The organism is Streptococcus oralis (genome assembly GCF_026782085.1).
In the GTDB taxonomy this organism is placed as follows: Bacteria; Bacillota; Bacilli; order Lactobacillales; family Streptococcaceae; genus Streptococcus; species Streptococcus oralis_DA.
Map to the genome: position 1 here is coordinate 343,204 of NZ_JAKUVW010000004.1, position 15,243 is coordinate 358,446.

At 39.8% G+C, this 15,243-nt stretch carries 14 protein-coding genes; 4 read left to right on the forward strand and 10 right to left on the reverse strand.

Translation table 11 applies throughout. The features are described 5' to 3' along the window. Nucleotides 1–390: 390 nt before the first annotated feature. From nrdH to MK395_RS03770, 4 genes are all read left to right on the forward strand, one after another. Nucleotides 391–609 (forward strand): glutaredoxin-like protein NrdH, encoded by a 219-nt coding sequence (gene nrdH / locus MK395_RS03755; protein WP_000259240.1) that lies wholly within the window; start codon nt 391–393, stop codon nt 607–609. An 80-nt stretch (nt 610–689) separates the two neighbouring features. Continuing rightward, on the forward strand, nt 690–2,849 hold the full coding sequence (nrdE, locus tag MK395_RS03760; RefSeq protein WP_049518616.1) for a class 1b ribonucleoside-diphosphate reductase subunit alpha: 2,160 nt from the start codon (nt 690–692) through the stop codon (nt 2,847–2,849). Between the two features lie 194 nt (nt 2,850–3,043). Next, nucleotides 3,044–4,006 carry a class 1b ribonucleoside-diphosphate reductase subunit beta gene (nrdF, locus tag MK395_RS03765; RefSeq protein WP_000451372.1) on the forward strand — a complete coding sequence of 321 codons (963 nt, stop codon included), beginning with the start codon at nt 3,044–3,046 and terminating at the stop codon, nt 4,004–4,006. Between the two features lie 139 nt (nt 4,007–4,145). After that, nucleotides 4,146–4,913 carry a DeoR/GlpR family DNA-binding transcription regulator gene (locus MK395_RS03770; RefSeq protein WP_000917585.1) on the forward strand — a complete coding sequence of 256 codons (768 nt, stop codon included), beginning with the start codon at nt 4,146–4,148 and terminating at the stop codon, nt 4,911–4,913. A 39-nt stretch (nt 4,914–4,952) separates the two neighbouring features. Here the strand turns inward: MK395_RS03770 and lacG are convergent, their stop codons facing one another. The 10 genes from lacG to MK395_RS03820 all read right to left on the reverse strand — a co-directional run bounded on the left by lacG (nt 4,953) and on the right by MK395_RS03820 (nt 15,225). Beyond that, nucleotides 4,953–6,359 carry a 6-phospho-beta-galactosidase gene (gene lacG, locus MK395_RS03775; protein WP_268711303.1) on the reverse strand — a complete coding sequence of 469 codons (1,407 nt, stop codon included), beginning with the start codon at nt 6,357–6,359 and terminating at the stop codon, nt 4,953–4,955. An 84-nt stretch (nt 6,360–6,443) separates the two neighbouring features. Further along, on the reverse strand, nt 6,444–8,138 hold the full coding sequence (locus MK395_RS03780) for a lactose-specific PTS transporter subunit EIIC (RefSeq protein ID WP_217970707.1): 1,695 nt from the start codon (nt 8,136–8,138) through the stop codon (nt 6,444–6,446). Then, on the reverse strand, nt 8,138–8,455 hold the full coding sequence (locus tag MK395_RS03785; protein WP_268711304.1) for a PTS lactose/cellobiose transporter subunit IIA: 318 nt from the start codon (nt 8,453–8,455) through the stop codon (nt 8,138–8,140). Before MK395_RS03785 ends, MK395_RS03780 begins: the two co-directional genes overlap by 1 nt. Before the next feature lie 35 nt (nt 8,456–8,490). Then, entirely contained in the window at nt 8,491–9,327 is an 837-nt protein-coding gene (locus tag MK395_RS03790; RefSeq protein ID WP_000285700.1) for a PRD domain-containing protein, read from the reverse strand. A gap of 238 nt (nt 9,328–9,565) precedes the next feature. After that, nucleotides 9,566–10,546 (reverse strand): tagatose-bisphosphate aldolase, encoded by a 981-nt coding sequence (gene lacD, locus MK395_RS03795; protein WP_268711305.1) that lies wholly within the window; start codon nt 10,544–10,546, stop codon nt 9,566–9,568. Nucleotide 10,547: 1 nt separating this feature from the next. Then, the gene (locus tag MK395_RS03800) at nt 10,548–11,477 is read right to left on the reverse strand and encodes a tagatose-6-phosphate kinase (RefSeq protein ID WP_268711306.1); all 930 of its coding nucleotides are present in this window, start codon (nt 11,475–11,477) and stop codon (nt 10,548–10,550) included. 10 nt (nt 11,478–11,487) lie between these two features. After that, entirely contained in the window at nt 11,488–12,003 is a 516-nt protein-coding gene (gene lacB / locus MK395_RS03805; protein WP_001216921.1) for a galactose-6-phosphate isomerase subunit LacB, read from the reverse strand. A 30-nt stretch (nt 12,004–12,033) separates the two neighbouring features. Next, a complete protein-coding gene (gene lacA / locus MK395_RS03810; protein WP_000029277.1) occupies nt 12,034–12,459 on the reverse strand; it encodes a galactose-6-phosphate isomerase subunit LacA in 426 nt (141 codons plus the stop codon). 286 nt (nt 12,460–12,745) lie between these two features. Further along, nucleotides 12,746–13,642, reverse strand: coding sequence for an aldose 1-epimerase family protein (locus MK395_RS03815; protein ID WP_268711307.1), 897 nt, complete (start codon nt 13,640–13,642; stop codon nt 12,746–12,748). Nucleotides 13,643–13,749: 107 nt separating this feature from the next. Next, entirely contained in the window at nt 13,750–15,225 is a 1,476-nt protein-coding gene (locus MK395_RS03820; RefSeq protein ID WP_125415866.1) for a PTS galactitol transporter subunit IIC, read from the reverse strand. Between the last annotated feature and the right edge of the window lie 18 nt (nt 15,226–15,243).

Here is a 15,243-nt window from a genome sequence, read left to right on the forward strand (position 1 = left end):
TTTAGATATTCTAATACAAAATATTGGGACATCTTGTGTGGAAAATTTCTTTTTTTCGTAAATATCACAGTTTCTGTTTTATTAAAGCATTGTCTCAGCTAGACTTATTCCTGTTCTTACGATTTTTGCTATTTTCTTCGTTTTCCTTTCAGATAACTTGCTGAAAATCTTCTATTTATCTTACCAATATACAGTATATAGTTTTTTTGTTTTGATAAACTTTGATAGTTCAATGAAAACCCAATTTTACACTCTGACAAAACACTATATATTGTGCTTTGTTTTTGAAACTGTAACTTTTTAGCACAAGATTTAGTTTAAAAAGTTTGACAAAGTTTTTTTTTCTGATATACTAAGAAAGTAATCTATTTTGAAAGAGGAGTTACGAAAATGGTAACCGTTTATTCTAAAAACAACTGTGTCCAATGTAAGATGACCAAGCGTTTCTTGGACAGCAACAATGTCGCTTATCGTGAGATCAATCTCGACGAGCAACCAGAGTACATCGATCAAGTTAAAGAGCTCGGTTTCAGCGCAGCTCCTGTTATCCAAACACCAACTGAAGTCTTTTCAGGTTTCCAACCAGGAAAACTGAAACAATTAGCATAATCTTAGTACATCATCCAGAAGAGATTGCTTCTAGGGCTAACTTAGAGGCCTTTCTTTTGTAATTAGATAAGGGAAATTTTATGGGATTAAAACATCTTGAGGACGTAACTTACTTCCGTCTCAATAACGAAATCAACCGTCCTGTCAATGGACAAATCATGCTTCATAAAGATAAAGAAGCCTTGGATGCTTTCTTTAAAGAAAATGTAGTTCCAAACACTATGGTTTTTGATTCAATCACTGATAAAATCAACTACCTCATTGAACACAACTACATTGAAACAGCATTTATCAAGAAATACCGCCCAGAATTCTTGGAAGAATTGTCTCAATTTATTAAAGATCAAAACTTCCAATTCAAGTCTTTCATGGCTGCCTATAAGTTTTACAACCAGTATGCCTTGAAGACTAATGACGGTGAATACTACCTTGAAAGCATGGAAGACCGTGTCTTCTTTAACGCACTTTATTTTGCTGACGGGGATGAAGCAATTGCGACTGATATTGCCAATGAAATCATCCACCAACGCTACCAACCTGCCACTCCTTCCTTCTTGAATGCTGGTCGTGCTCGTCGTGGAGAGTTGGTATCTTGTTTCTTGATTCAAGTAACTGATGACATGAACTCTATCGGACGTTCCATCAACTCAGCTCTCCAACTTTCACGTATCGGTGGTGGTGTGGGAATTTCCCTCAGCAACCTTCGTGAAGCTGGCGCACCTATCAAAGGTTATGAAGGTGCTGCTTCTGGTGTCGTACCAGTTATGAAGCTTTTTGAAGACAGCTTCTCTTACTCAAACCAACTCGGTCAGCGTCAAGGTGCTGGGGTTGTCTACCTCAACGTCTTTCACCCAGATATCATCGCTTTCCTTTCAACTAAGAAAGAAAATGCCGATGAAAAAGTTCGTGTTAAGACTCTTTCACTCGGTGTTGTAGTACCCGATAAGTTCTACGAATTGGCTCGTAAAAATGAAGAAATGTACCTCTTCAGCCCGTACTCTGTAGAACTTGAGTATGGTGTGCCATTCAACTACATCGACATCACTGAAAAATACGATGAATTGGTCGCAAATCCAAATATCCGCAAGACAAAAATCAAGGCGCGTGATTTGGAAACTGAAATCTCTAAATTGCAACAAGAATCTGGTTACCCTTATGTAGTCAACATTGATACGGCTAACCGTGCGAATCCAGTAGATGGTAAGATTATCATGAGTAACTTGTGTTCTGAGATTCTTCAAGTTCAAGAACCAAGCTTGATCAACGATGCTCAAGAATTCCTTCAAATGGGAACAGACGTTTCATGTAACCTTGGTTCAACCAACGTGGTCAACATGATGACTTCACCTGACTTTGGTCGTTCTATCCGTGCGATGGTTCGTGCTTTGACTTTCGTTACAGATAGTTCACACATCGTAGCTGTCCCTACTATCGACCACGGAAACAGTTTAGCTCACACCTTTGGTCTTGGTGCCATGGGGCTTCATAGCTACCTTGCCCAACAACTGATTGAGTACGGATCACATGAGTCAATTGAATTTACAAGCATCTACTTTATGCTTATGAACTACTGGACCTTGGTAGAATCTAATAACATAGCGCGTGAACGTGGTATCACCTTCCACAACTTTGAAAAATCAGACTATGCTAACGGAAGCTACTTCGACAAGTACGTGACAGGCGAATTTGTTCCAAAATCAGACCGTGTTAAAGAACTCTTCAAAGATGTCTTTATTCCAAGTGCTGCTGATTGGGCTGAACTTCGCGAAAAGGTTCAAGCAGATGGTCTTTATCACCAAAACCGCCTTGCTGTAGCTCCAAATGGTTCTATCAGTTACATCAACGATGTTTCTGCTTCTATCCACCCGATTACGCAACGTATTGAAGAACGCCAAGAGAAGAAAATCGGTAAGATCTACTATCCTGCTGCAGGTTTGTCAACAGATACTATCCCTTACTACACTTCTGCTTACGATATGGATATGCGTAAGGTGATTGATGTATACGCTGCTGCAACTGAGCACGTGGATCAAGGACTTTCACTCACCCTCTTCATGCGTAGTGATATTCCAAAAGGTCTTTACGAATGGAAGAAAGAAAACAAACAAACGACACGTGACTTGTCTATCCTTCGTAACTATGCCTTTAACAAGGGCATCAAGTCAATTTACTACGTCCGTACCTTTACAGACGACGGTGGGGAAGTTGGTGCTAACCAATGTGAAAGTTGTGTGATTTAATTTTTATCTGGGGCAACCACATTTTCTCAGACTATTGATTAAATTACCCGCCAGACAAAACTTGATAAGTATCTTAAATACCATGAAAAACTAAAAAGTCGGGCTCCCGACTTTTTGTGCGATACTCTTCTCAGACTATGATAAAATAGAGATGATTCGACAATCGCATTATTACATACAGAAAGAGATTTCAAATGGAAACTTACTACAAAGCCATTAACTGGAATGCCATCGAAGATGTCATCGACAAATCAACTTGGGAAAAGCTGACAGAGCAATTCTGGCTCGATACGCGTATCCCCTTGTCAAATGACCTAGACGACTGGAGAAAACTATCAAACAAAGAAAAAGACTTGGTTGGAAAAGTCTTTGGTGGTTTGACCCTTTTGGATACCATGCAATCTGAAACAGGGGTTCAAGCGCTTCGCGCAGACATCCGTACACCGCATGAAGAAGCTGTTTTCAACAACATCCAGTTTATGGAATCTGTCCATGCAAAATCTTACTCTTCTATCTTTTCAACCTTGAATACTAAGGCTGAAATCGAAGAAATCTTTGAATGGACCAACACTAACCCCTACCTACAAAGAAAAGCGGAGATTATCAACGAAATCTACCTCAATGGTAGCCCGCTGGAAAAGAAAGTTGCCAGCGTTTTCCTTGAAACCTTCCTCTTCTACTCTGGTTTCTTTACGCCCCTCTACTATCTCGGTAACAACAAACTGGCCAACGTTGCGGAAATCATCAAACTGATCATTCGTGATGAGTCTGTTCACGGAACTTATATTGGTTACAAATTCCAACTTGGCTTTAACGAATTACCTGAAGAAGAGCAAGAGAAACTCAAAGAATGGATGTACGACCTGCTCTACACTCTCTACGAGAACGAAGAGGGGTATACAGAAAGCCTCTATGACGGTGTTGGCTGGACTGAGGAAGTTAAAACCTTCCTTCGTTACAATGCTAATAAGGCCCTTATGAACCTAGGACAAGATCCACTCTTCCCTGATTCTGCAGATGATGTCAATCCAATCGTTATGAACGGAATCTCAACAGGAACTTCTAACCACGACTTCTTCTCTCAAGTCGGAAATGGTTACCTCCTTGGTGAAGTTGAAGCCATGCAAGACGAGGATTACAACTACGGTTTAGACTAATTTGACCAATCATTCAAAATATCATGGTTTGTTTAAAACAACCATGATATTTTTGTTTTTGTTTTATTTTGTTTTTTTCTATTTGATTGATTGAGCTTTTTATGGTAAGATAATAATAGTAGAAATCGAGGTGATAAGGATGCTAAAGCAAGAAAAACTAGATAGTATTCTAGAAGCAGTAAACACAAAAGGCACTATTACTGTAAAAGAGATTATGGAGAGTCTTGATGTGTCAGATATGACAGCTCGTCGCTACTTACAAGAATTGGCAGATAAGGATTTGCTGGTTCGTGTGCACGGTGGCGCTGAAAAACTTCGTACAGGTTCTCTCTTAAACAACGAACGCTCAAACGTTGAAAAACAAGGCTTGCAGATTGCTGAAAAACAAGAAATCAGCCGTTTTGCCGGCCATTTGATTGACGAAGGTGAAACTATTTTTATCGGGCCAGGAACAACCTTAGAATGTTTTGCTCGTGAGCTCCCTATCGATAATATTCGTGTTGTAACAAACAGTCTTCCAGTTTTTCTAATCCTAAACGAACGAAAACTAACAGATTTGATCTTGATTGGCGGAAATTATCGCTCCATCACTGGTGCTTTTGTAGGGACACTTACCTTACAGGATTTGACCAACCTTCAGTTTTCTAAAGCTTTTGTAAGTTGTAATGGTATTAAGGATAAGGCAATTGCTACTTTCAGTGAAGAAGAGGGTGAGGTACAACGAATCGCCTTGAACAATGCCAATAAAAAATACTTACTAGCAGACCACAGCAAGTTTAATAAGTTTGATTTTTACACTTTCTACAATATCTCAGAGATTGATACCATCGTTTCAGATTCCAAACTGAGTCAGGAAACATTTGAAGATTTGTCGAAACAAACAACCATTCTTTTATCAAAACCATAAAAATTCCCCTGCCTTTTGGCGGGGAATTTTTGTTGAATTTTATTCAATAAGTTGTGTCTCAGCTAGTTTCTTGTACCAGTGAGCTGATTTCTTAGGATAACGCTCCTGGGTTTCAAAATCAACATAGAAGAGACCGTAACGTTTTTCATAACCGTTTGACCATGAGAAGACATCCATCAATGACCAGATGAAGTATCCTTTTACATTAGCTCCATCTGCAATCGCATCAGACAAAACTTCCAAGTGTTGCTTCACGTAATCAATACGACCATCATCGTAAACAGTGTTATCAACAAACTCATCTTTATAGCCGAGACCATTTTCAGTAATGTAAATCTTCTTGTAGTTAGGATAATCTTTCTTCACACGCATGATTTGGTCATACAAACCTTGAGGATAGATAATCCAGTCCCAGTCCGTACGTGGTACATAATCAGGAGCTACACGACGACCAACACCTTTGATTTGGTATTTAGAGCTTCCTTTCTCACCTTTACCATTATGGATAATTTCAGTTTCTCCATCAAAGGCTTGCATCCAATCACTCATATAGTAGTTAATGCCGAGGAAGTCGTTCAAGTCTTTTGCAGCTTCTAATGCTGTGAAATCTTCTTCACGAAGATCTAAGCTACCACCATTGATGGATAAAATATGGTTGACGCCTTCCATGGTTTCTCCGGAATATCGTCCAAGATAAGTTGCATCCAAGATAAATTTATTGTGGATGATATCTTCCAACTCAGCAGCGCGAACATCTGCTGGATTATTTGGATCCAGAGGATACTTAGTAGGCAGGGCATGAACCACACCAATTTCACCTTTATAGCCTTTATCCTTATATAGCTTGACTGCACGCGCATGAGAAACCATCATATTGTGATGAGATTGGAAGACTTTGGCAAGGTCGTACTGAATACCTGGAGGGAATTTCCCAACCAAGTATTGACCATCACCAATTGGCCCAATTTCATTAAAGGTTGTCCAATAGTTGACTTCTGGGAATTCTTCAAAACAGAAAGTCGCGTAGTCTACAAAGTGTTCAATGTTTTCACGGTTTAAGAAGTCTCCATTTGAATGTAGAGCTTCTGGCGTATCAAAGTGATGAAGAGTTACAAAGGGCTCAACATGATGTTTGTGGCACTCTGCAAATAGATTATGATAGAACTCAACCCCCTTGTCATTAACCTTCCCATAACCAGTTGGAAAGATACGTGACCAAGCGATTGAAATACGGATACCATTGACACCATACTCTTCTGCAAGTTTGAGGTCAACTGGGTATTTGTGATAGAAATCACTGGCTGGTTCAGCAGTGTACCAGTAGTTATCTTTGAGGTATTTGTCCCAGGCGACTGGCCCTTTACCATCAGTATGTGTAGCACCTTCTGCTTGATAGGCTGCTGTTGCGCCACCAAAGATAAAGTCTTTTGGAAGTGTTTTTGTCATTTGATTCACCTTTCAAGAAATAGAAATGAGATGGGGATATAGTTGGGAGGAATTCCTCCATCTCACTTCTTTGCTATTTACATTTTATTCTTCGAACTGCGCTTGAACAAAGGCAAGAGCGCCTTTTCCATCGCGAGTCAGTTTAATGTATTGACCACCTTCTGTCTTAGCAAGTTTGATACCAAGTTTGTCGGTTTCGGCCTTCATGTCTTCAAAGTTTGAAGCAACTTGAGGAGCAAGGATAACCAGATCAAACTCAGGCAACATTTCACGGTGAGCACCATAGCCACCAGCTGCTGCTTTAACAGGAACCTTGTACTCCGCAGCTGCCTTGTTTAGAGCATTTGCAAGGAGACCACTTGTACCTCCTCCTGCACAGAGAACGAGAACATTTGTTTCCTCAGTGATTGTGTTTTGCGCTGCTTCTACACCCGCTTTTTCAAGAATCGCATCCGCTTTAGCTGTATTGAAGTTTGCTGCTACTTTTTCTTTCAATTCATCATTGGCTTTACCTGAACGCTCTTCTTCAAGAATTTGTTCATCATAAACCTTGAGGAATGGATAGTAAATGGCTACGTCAACAAGGATTAACAAAGCGGCAAGTACAAATGACAAGAATTGGAAGTTTGTACCGAGAACAATACCGAGCGGTCCTGGTGTTGTCCAAGGAAGGTTGGCAGTAAATGAGTTCATGCCAAGCGTTTCAATGAAGAATTTAAAGATCCATACGTTGGCAATTGGCGCAAAGATAAATGGAATAAAGAAGATTGGATTCAAGACAAGCGGTGCACCAAACAAGATTGGTTCATTTACACCAAAGAAGGTTGGAACTACTGACGCTCGTCCGATTGCACGGTTTCGTTTCGATTTGGTCAACCACATGAACATGAATGGAACAACCAGTGTCGCACCAGTACCACCCATGGTAACGATAAACATTTGTGTACCTGAAGTAAGAATCTTGTCTGCATGCATCCCTTGTTGGAGAAGATTCAAGTTGACTTCGGCATTTGCATAGGTAATAGCTGCGATTGCTGGTTCAACGATAGATGGACCATGGATACCCACAAACCAGAAAAAGGCAAAGGCACCAAAGATAATGGTAATACCTAGATAACCATCAGCAGCAGAGAATAATGGTGCAAAGAATTTACCGATTGATTCAGCTACACTTGCACCAACAAAATGACGAGCTAGTAAATCAAGAGCATAAAGAGAAACGACTGATAAAGTGAATGGAATCACATCTTTAAAGACTTGTGAGATATTTGGTGGAACTTCGTCAGGCATGCGAATAGTAACGTTGTTCTTAACACAAACCTTATAGATGGCTACAGTAACAAAGGCGGCAAGGAAGGCTGAAAGCAAACCTTTTGTCCCAAGGAAACCTGTCGCAAAGCCACCTTCAATCGGATCAGCTGCTAACATCAACAAACCAACAATTGCTGCCAACAGTGTTGACATATAGTTGATTTGATTGGTTTTCTCCATGCTACGGTTTACTGAGTCGGTCAATGACTTAGCTGTTGTACCAGCTACCAAAAGAGCCAAAATTCCCATTGAATAGCTATAAGGTTTCATGAGGAGATTGACAACTTCATCAGACCATTTAAAGCCCCATGAGTTTGGTACAAAAGCAATCAAGATAAAGATACTTGAGAAGAGAATAACAGGCATCCCTGCAATGAAACCATCACGAATAGCACGAAGATAGATATTACGAGACAGTTTCTCAAAGAAAGGCTTTCCTTTCTCGATAAATGAAATTAGTTTGTTCATTACTTAACTCCTCTCTTATAGAGTTCGATTAAATGGTGCATCAAATCTTTTAACAAAATGGTAGTCATCAAGTGGTCTTGGCCATGCATCATGGTCACGCTATAAGCCAAATCCTCACCAGTTGCTTCCTTGGTCAATAGACTTGTTTGCGCGTGATGAGCCTCGGCGATACAGCCACCAGCTTCCTCAACTAAGCTATCCGCTTTTGCGAAATCACCAGCTTCAGCAGCCTTCAAGGCTTCCAATAGTTTTGAACGAGCATCGCCAGCATAGGCTACGATTTCAAAACCTAACAATGTTACTTCTTCTCTATTCATGATAGAATTCTCCTTATGTATTTTTAATTAAATTTTTATGACAATAAACGTTGGATATGTAGAACTAGATAAACTCGTTCACTTTTATACAAATCAAGACCCGTATATTGCGTAATCACATCATAGATCTTGGAACCAATCTCGAACGCTTTTGGATAGGATTGTTTAATATGATCTTCCATATCCAGAAGTGATTGGTTATCATCTCTAGATCTGTCTAAATAATCCAAGAAATAATTCAAATGAATCATAAAACGATCATAGAAATGATTATTCTCTTTGGTTCGTTGAATTGCATAACCCTTTAGCACTTCTTCAACATTCCTGAGAATTTCTTTCCTCTTATCAATCGACTCAACCACTTGAACTTCATTCTCCCCTTCGGCATTGATGAAATGATAAGCGATCCGAATAATTTCATCCTCAGGGAAATGATCTGTCAACTTCTGACGATAGATTTCAAAAGCTTCCTTTGCGATTTGAAAAGCGACAGGATACTTAGTGGAAATATCTGGCAGATTACTATCCTTGTACCTTCCTTGTGCTAGAGCTTGGTAAGAACAGTAAATATGATCTGTCAAGGTTACGTAGAGATACTCTTGAATCGGATAATGATATTTCTTTGATAGCTTATCAATGATTTCATAAGTCACTGTGATAAAATCCAGCGGAACATCTTTGAGGAGAGCCATAAAATTTTCTCTGGACTCTTCTGTCTTCATCCGAAAGATTTTCTCAACTTGATCTTCAGCAATCAAATCCCCCTTCTTTTTCCCAAATGCAATCCCTTTACCAATCACAATCACTTCTTCTCCTTTGTCATTTCTGACAAGTGAGACGTTGTGATTCATTGGGTTTAGAATTCGATACATGGCAACCTCCTTTTATCTCTTAAAGGTATATGAGTATAAAAAATGACCACAAATGAACTAGAAAATCCTTTGATTTCTAATCCATCTGTGATCATGCCTAATATTACTTAGTAACACTCACCTTGTATTAACTTGTGATTTAAGTATAGCACAAGTCAGTTTTTTTGTAAACCTTTACATGTAACTTTTTTTAAAATTTTTATTTAGATCAATGTTCCTAAGATTAGGGGGGGAAAACTTATACACGTTCAGTCCATGAAGTCGCTGTTGTTTGAAGAACCTTGTTGAGTTCGTCAATGTTTTCAAAACCAGTTGTGCGAAGCCATTCGCGAGCTGCTGCTTCACCATCTTTGATGTAAGCTTCAACTGATCCAGCCCAGGTTGCACGGCCGCAAAGAACTCCGTTGAAGTTTGCGCCTGATTCGTGGGCAAAGACAAGGGTTTCTTGGAAGAGTTTAGCTGATACACCTGCACTCAAGTAGATGTATGGCAAGTTAGTTGCTTCATCTTGCGCTTTGAAGAAGGCTGCTGCTTCTTCACGTGTATGAACGATTTCACCATCGCCAAAGCCTTCAACGTATTTGACGTTGACTGGAACTTCCACTTTCAAGACATCGATGTTGAAGCGTGGGTCTGAGAAGACCTTCATAGCACCGATAACCTTGTGTGGCTTCACTTTTGCGTATTCTGCTGAACCTGCATCAGCAATCTTTTCATCGTAAGCCAAGATCTCAAGGAAGAAAGGAATGTCTTCTGCCACACACTCAGAACCGATACGTTCGATGTAGGCTTGTTTTTGTTGGTTTAGTTCATCAGCGCTGTCTACGTCATAGTAAAGCAAGAACTTGACAGCATCTGCACCTTGTTCCTTGATGCGTTTGGCAGACCAAACATCCAAGCAGTCAGGCAAGCGTTTAGTGCTTGTTGTGTCGTAGCCAGTTTTCTCATAAGCAAGGAGAAGACCAGCATTTGGTGCAAGAGCTTTTGTAGCTGGAAGTCCATACTCAGGGTCGAGAAGCATAGAGGATGCGTATTTTGTCAATTCATCTGCAACCAAGACTTTGAGTTCTTCCATTTGAGCCACTGTTGGCTCTTCTGTTTGGTATTGAGCCATGAGGCGTTTCAAAGCACCACGTTGGTCAAAGGCAAGAGCTGAGATAATGCCGTTTTCATCTGAAAGTTTTTCTAAGCGTGCACGTTTTTGTTCTGTTAAAGCCATTTTATACCTCTTTTACTATTAATTGATCATATAAAGCTTGATAGTTGGCCATATTGACATGACCTGTCATTTTTTCTTGAGCATTGAGCATACCAAGGACATTGGCCTTGATGAGGAGTTCTTGATCAGATTCCTTATGAAGAAGTCCTGATGAAATACCTGCAACAGTAGAATCTCCAGATCCGACAGGATTGACTACCTGAATTCTTGGAATATCTACCTTGTAGAAAGTATCACCGTGTTTTGCAAAAACACCATTTGCTCCAAGTGAAACGATTATCCACTCAATCCCTGCAAATAGAGGCTCTTGAAGAACTTCTTTTAATTCATCCAAATCCTCAGAAACTTCTCTACCTAGAAGCTGAGACAATTCTTCGTTATTTGGTTTAATAACTGTTGGTTTATGTGGTGATTCAAGAACCGCCTGAAGGGCCGCACCTGAGCAATCCAGAACAACTGGTTTTCCTGCGCGATTAGCAAGTTCTACTAAGCTTGCATAGTAGTCAACTGGAAGACCTGCTGGGAGACTACCAGAGATGGCTACTACTTTCACAGTGTCAAGAAGATTTTCGAAATGAACCAAGAAATCTTGCCCTTCTTGTTCCAAAACTTCAGGCCCTTTTTCAAGGATTTCTGTTTGATTGTCTCCGTGGAGAATAGCGATACAGTTACGAGTCTCTCCTTGAATGGAGAAGAAACGTTTCGTTACTTTATCATCGATATGCTCTACTAAAAACTCACCAAGTTTACCACCGACCAAACCAGTAGCAACAACAGAATCACCAAATTCTGAAAGAACTCGTGTAACATTGAGACCTTTACCACCAGCTGTCTTGGTCACGTCCACCACACGGTTGACAGTGTCAATTTTCAATTCATCCAAAGGATAAGAAATATCGATGGATGGATTCATTGTGACTGTTAAAATCATGCGTCACCTCTTAGTCGTGGTATTCACCGCGATCCCATTTTTCAAGGAATTCTGTAAAGAAGTTTGCATCTGCTTGATGAGCATTGTGAGTTTCAACGTGCTCAATTTTCGCAATCAATTTTTTGTTTTCTTCTGATGGTTTGTATTCAGCATTGATGAAAGCTTCAATGATGTCGCACATGAGCAATTCACCAGTGATTTTACCACCAAAACCAATAACATTGGCGTTCAATTGTTCTTTTGCATAAAGAGCTGTTGTCATATCACGAACCAAGGCAGAACGAACTCCTGGAACTTTATTTACAGCGTTGTTGATACCAACACCAGTACCACAGATACATACCCCAAGATCAGCTTGACCACTTGTAACGGCTTCACCAACTTTTTTACCAAAGATTGGGTAGTGAGTACGTGTGTGGTCATAGGTACCAAAGTCAATGACTTCATATCCTTTTGATTTCAAAAATTCTGAAACCGCCATTTTTTCATCTGTTACGATGTGGTCACATCCAATTGCAATTCTCATTTTTAACTTACCTTTCTTACTGTAATCTAATTAGCACATTTTGTTCAACATATCAACACGAATTTGGTGACGACCACCATCGTATTTACCGTTAACAAATCCTTTAGCAATGTTTTTAGCCAATTCATCACCAACAAGTTGTGCACCCATAGTGATCATACGTGAGTTGTTGTGTCCACGAGTCATATAAGCTGAACGTTCGTCAGATACTTCTGCGGCAACCATTCCTTTGATCTTTGTTGCAACCATAAATGGACCAGCACCATAAGCATCAATCACGATACCAAGGTTTTGTTCTTCTTTGTTTACTTCTGCAGCAACAGCAAGAGTCACATCAACAAAATCTTGACCTTCAGCTGTAACATCCACAACGTGGAAGTTTTCTTTTTCCAAGAAGTCTTTCACAACTTCTTTCAATCTCAAACCTGCAGCATCTGCACCGATAACAATAGACATATTGTATACTCCTTTTTATTTTTCTAGGCTAGTAAAGACTTTTATAGTTAGCAGTTTACCTACAAAAGACTTTCTAGCAGTTTATTGACAAATTTGATTGAATGAGATGAATATCACCTTATCCAAGTCCAGGAAATCAAGTTCCTAGAAACAAACTTTCTCCTCGAAAGAGAATATAACAAGTGATTGTTTGTTTGTTACAAACATCATTTGTTGCTTACAAACATAATATACTCCTATTTTTATAAAAAGTCAACAGTAAATGTTTGTTTTTGTGGTTTTTTATCTAAAATATTTCAATATCAAAGCCAATCTGATCTACTTGACCAGGTTCTAGGAGACGAACATTCTTCTTATCTTCTAGATGATCTCCTTCTTCAAGAGATGTTGACAAGCCAGACCATGGTTCAAAGGCAATGAAAGGTCCCTTATTCAAAGTTGACCAGATAATGAGATTTGAAAACTCTTGGAAGTGTACTTTTAATCCCTTCTCATTCTTACGAGAACGAAGGGCAATTGTTTTAGATTGCAACTCATCCAAAGTCACTGCATCAACACTAAACAGATCATAGCTAAGGTCTAATTCTTTTTGCCCATCCAACCATGGACTTCTATCTTGGAAGTCTAACATTCCTATTTCTGGGAAAGGACGTGGAACAGAGCAAGTCTCTTCTTTCTCAAACTCTAAATAGTAATCTTCATAAGTTTCGCCATCCAGCAGAGGGCAATTAAACCCTGGATGTCCACCAATAAAGTAAGGCATGACCTTGCTAGTTTCTTTATTGAAGACTTTGTATTGAGTGCGAACAGTCTTGCCAGTCACTAGATAAGTGATTTCAAGACGGAAATGATAAGGGTAGTTTTGATAAGTATTCTCATCATCTTCGATAGCAAAGGTTACGCTGTTTTCTGTTTGATCAACCAACTCAAATTCTTTTTTACGGACCAAACCGTGACGAGGAATGTTTCCTTTCGTCTCCGTTCCATCTTCGTGACTGTAGAAGGCTGTATCTTCCCTTAAAGAGCCGCAGATTGGAAAAAGGACTGGCGCTTGTCCACTCCAGTAAGTGGCATCTCCTTGCCACAGATACTCAATGCCTTCTCGATCCTTGATGGACGACAAGGCGCCACCTAAGGTTTTAAACTGGACCGTTAACTGGTCTGATTTGATTTCAATTACCATCATATTCTCCAACTATTTTTAGATTTTTATATAAAAAACTAGGTTGCCACTCCCAATGTAGGAAATTAACAACCTAGTTTTCACAATTTACATTTTATAGGAGCGAATTATTTAGCATTTGCTGCGTATTCTTCGTTACGTTTGATCATTTGTTTTCTATACCAAGCAAAGATACCTACATAGAATACAAGGAAGACTGCTGCACCAAGGATTGCTTTGATATCACCTGTTGTAGCATTACCGATTGCCCAACCAAATAGTTTTTCAATTGGTCCTTCAAGAGTTGAGTGAGTAATCAATTGAGATTGGTTCACACCTTCTGGGAAGGCACCTACACCTTTAGCAAGTTCTGTTGCGAATGGTGCGATAAGAGTACCAGAAAGAAGGAAGAGAGGCAACAAGAGTGTTCCGAAGATAATCATACGGAGCAATTTACCACGTGTAACAACCAAGAGAGCTGGAGTCACACCCATGGCGATGATACCTGCAAGTGGCAAGATACCATTTCCTACGTTTGAAAGAAGTACAGCTTCAATCAACATGATTGGAGCAAGTACGTTGGCACAAGCCCAGATTTCAGCACGACCAGCGATGAAAGGCCAGTCAAGACCGATGTTGAATTTACGTCCTTGAAGACGTTTAGTAGCAACGTTTGTAATACCTTGTGAAAGTGGTTCTACGGCTGCGATGAACCAAGATCCGATAAGTGAGAAGAGCTCCAAGCAGACACCGGCAGTCAAACCAAGGCTCAACCAACCTTTAATAACAAGTTCCCATTTATCAGCTCCTTCTACACCAGCAACTGGATGTGGAGTTCCCATCAAACCAATAACGATACCAAGAATAAATCCGATAAAGAATTTAGAACCCCAGAAACCGATTTTTTTGTTCAATTTTGCAGCGTCAAAGTCATATTTATCAAGACCTGGCAATACTTTATCGAAGATCTTATCCAAGACCATGATAACTGGGTTCATCATGTAGTTCATGTGAGTTGAAGTCATTGGTGATGAACTTGGTGCATTAAGAAGGTCGTCGAATGTTGGTTTCATCAAGTCAGAGTTGATGATTTTCAAAACACCTACAAGGACAACTGCTGCAGTTGCGATGAAAAGTGAAACCCCTTGGCTAACTCCATTGTTGTCTGCATACCATTTTATCAAAAGACCAGTGATTGACAAGTGCCAGATATCAAAGATATCGACGTCAAGTGTATCTGTTTTCTTCATTGCAAGCATCACAACGTTGACAATCAACATTACAAGCAAGAAGTAAAGTGTCCAAGCAGATCCCCAAGTGATGGTTGCAAGTGGTGCCCAACCAACGTCAGTGATGTTCAATTGAATACCAGTATTTTCAACGAATTTCGCAAGTGATGCTGAGAAAGCTCCGTTGAGCATACCGATGATGGCACCGATACCTGTAAGGGCGATAGCAAGCTTGATACCACCTTCAAGCGCTTTGGAGAATTTCACTCCAAAAAGTAGAGCCAATACTGTCAAGATGATCAGCATGATAATAGGACCACCCATTTCCAAGACTGGCTTGAAAATCTTATTGGCTAGTTCGATAATGACATCCATAATAGTTCCTCCCGTTTT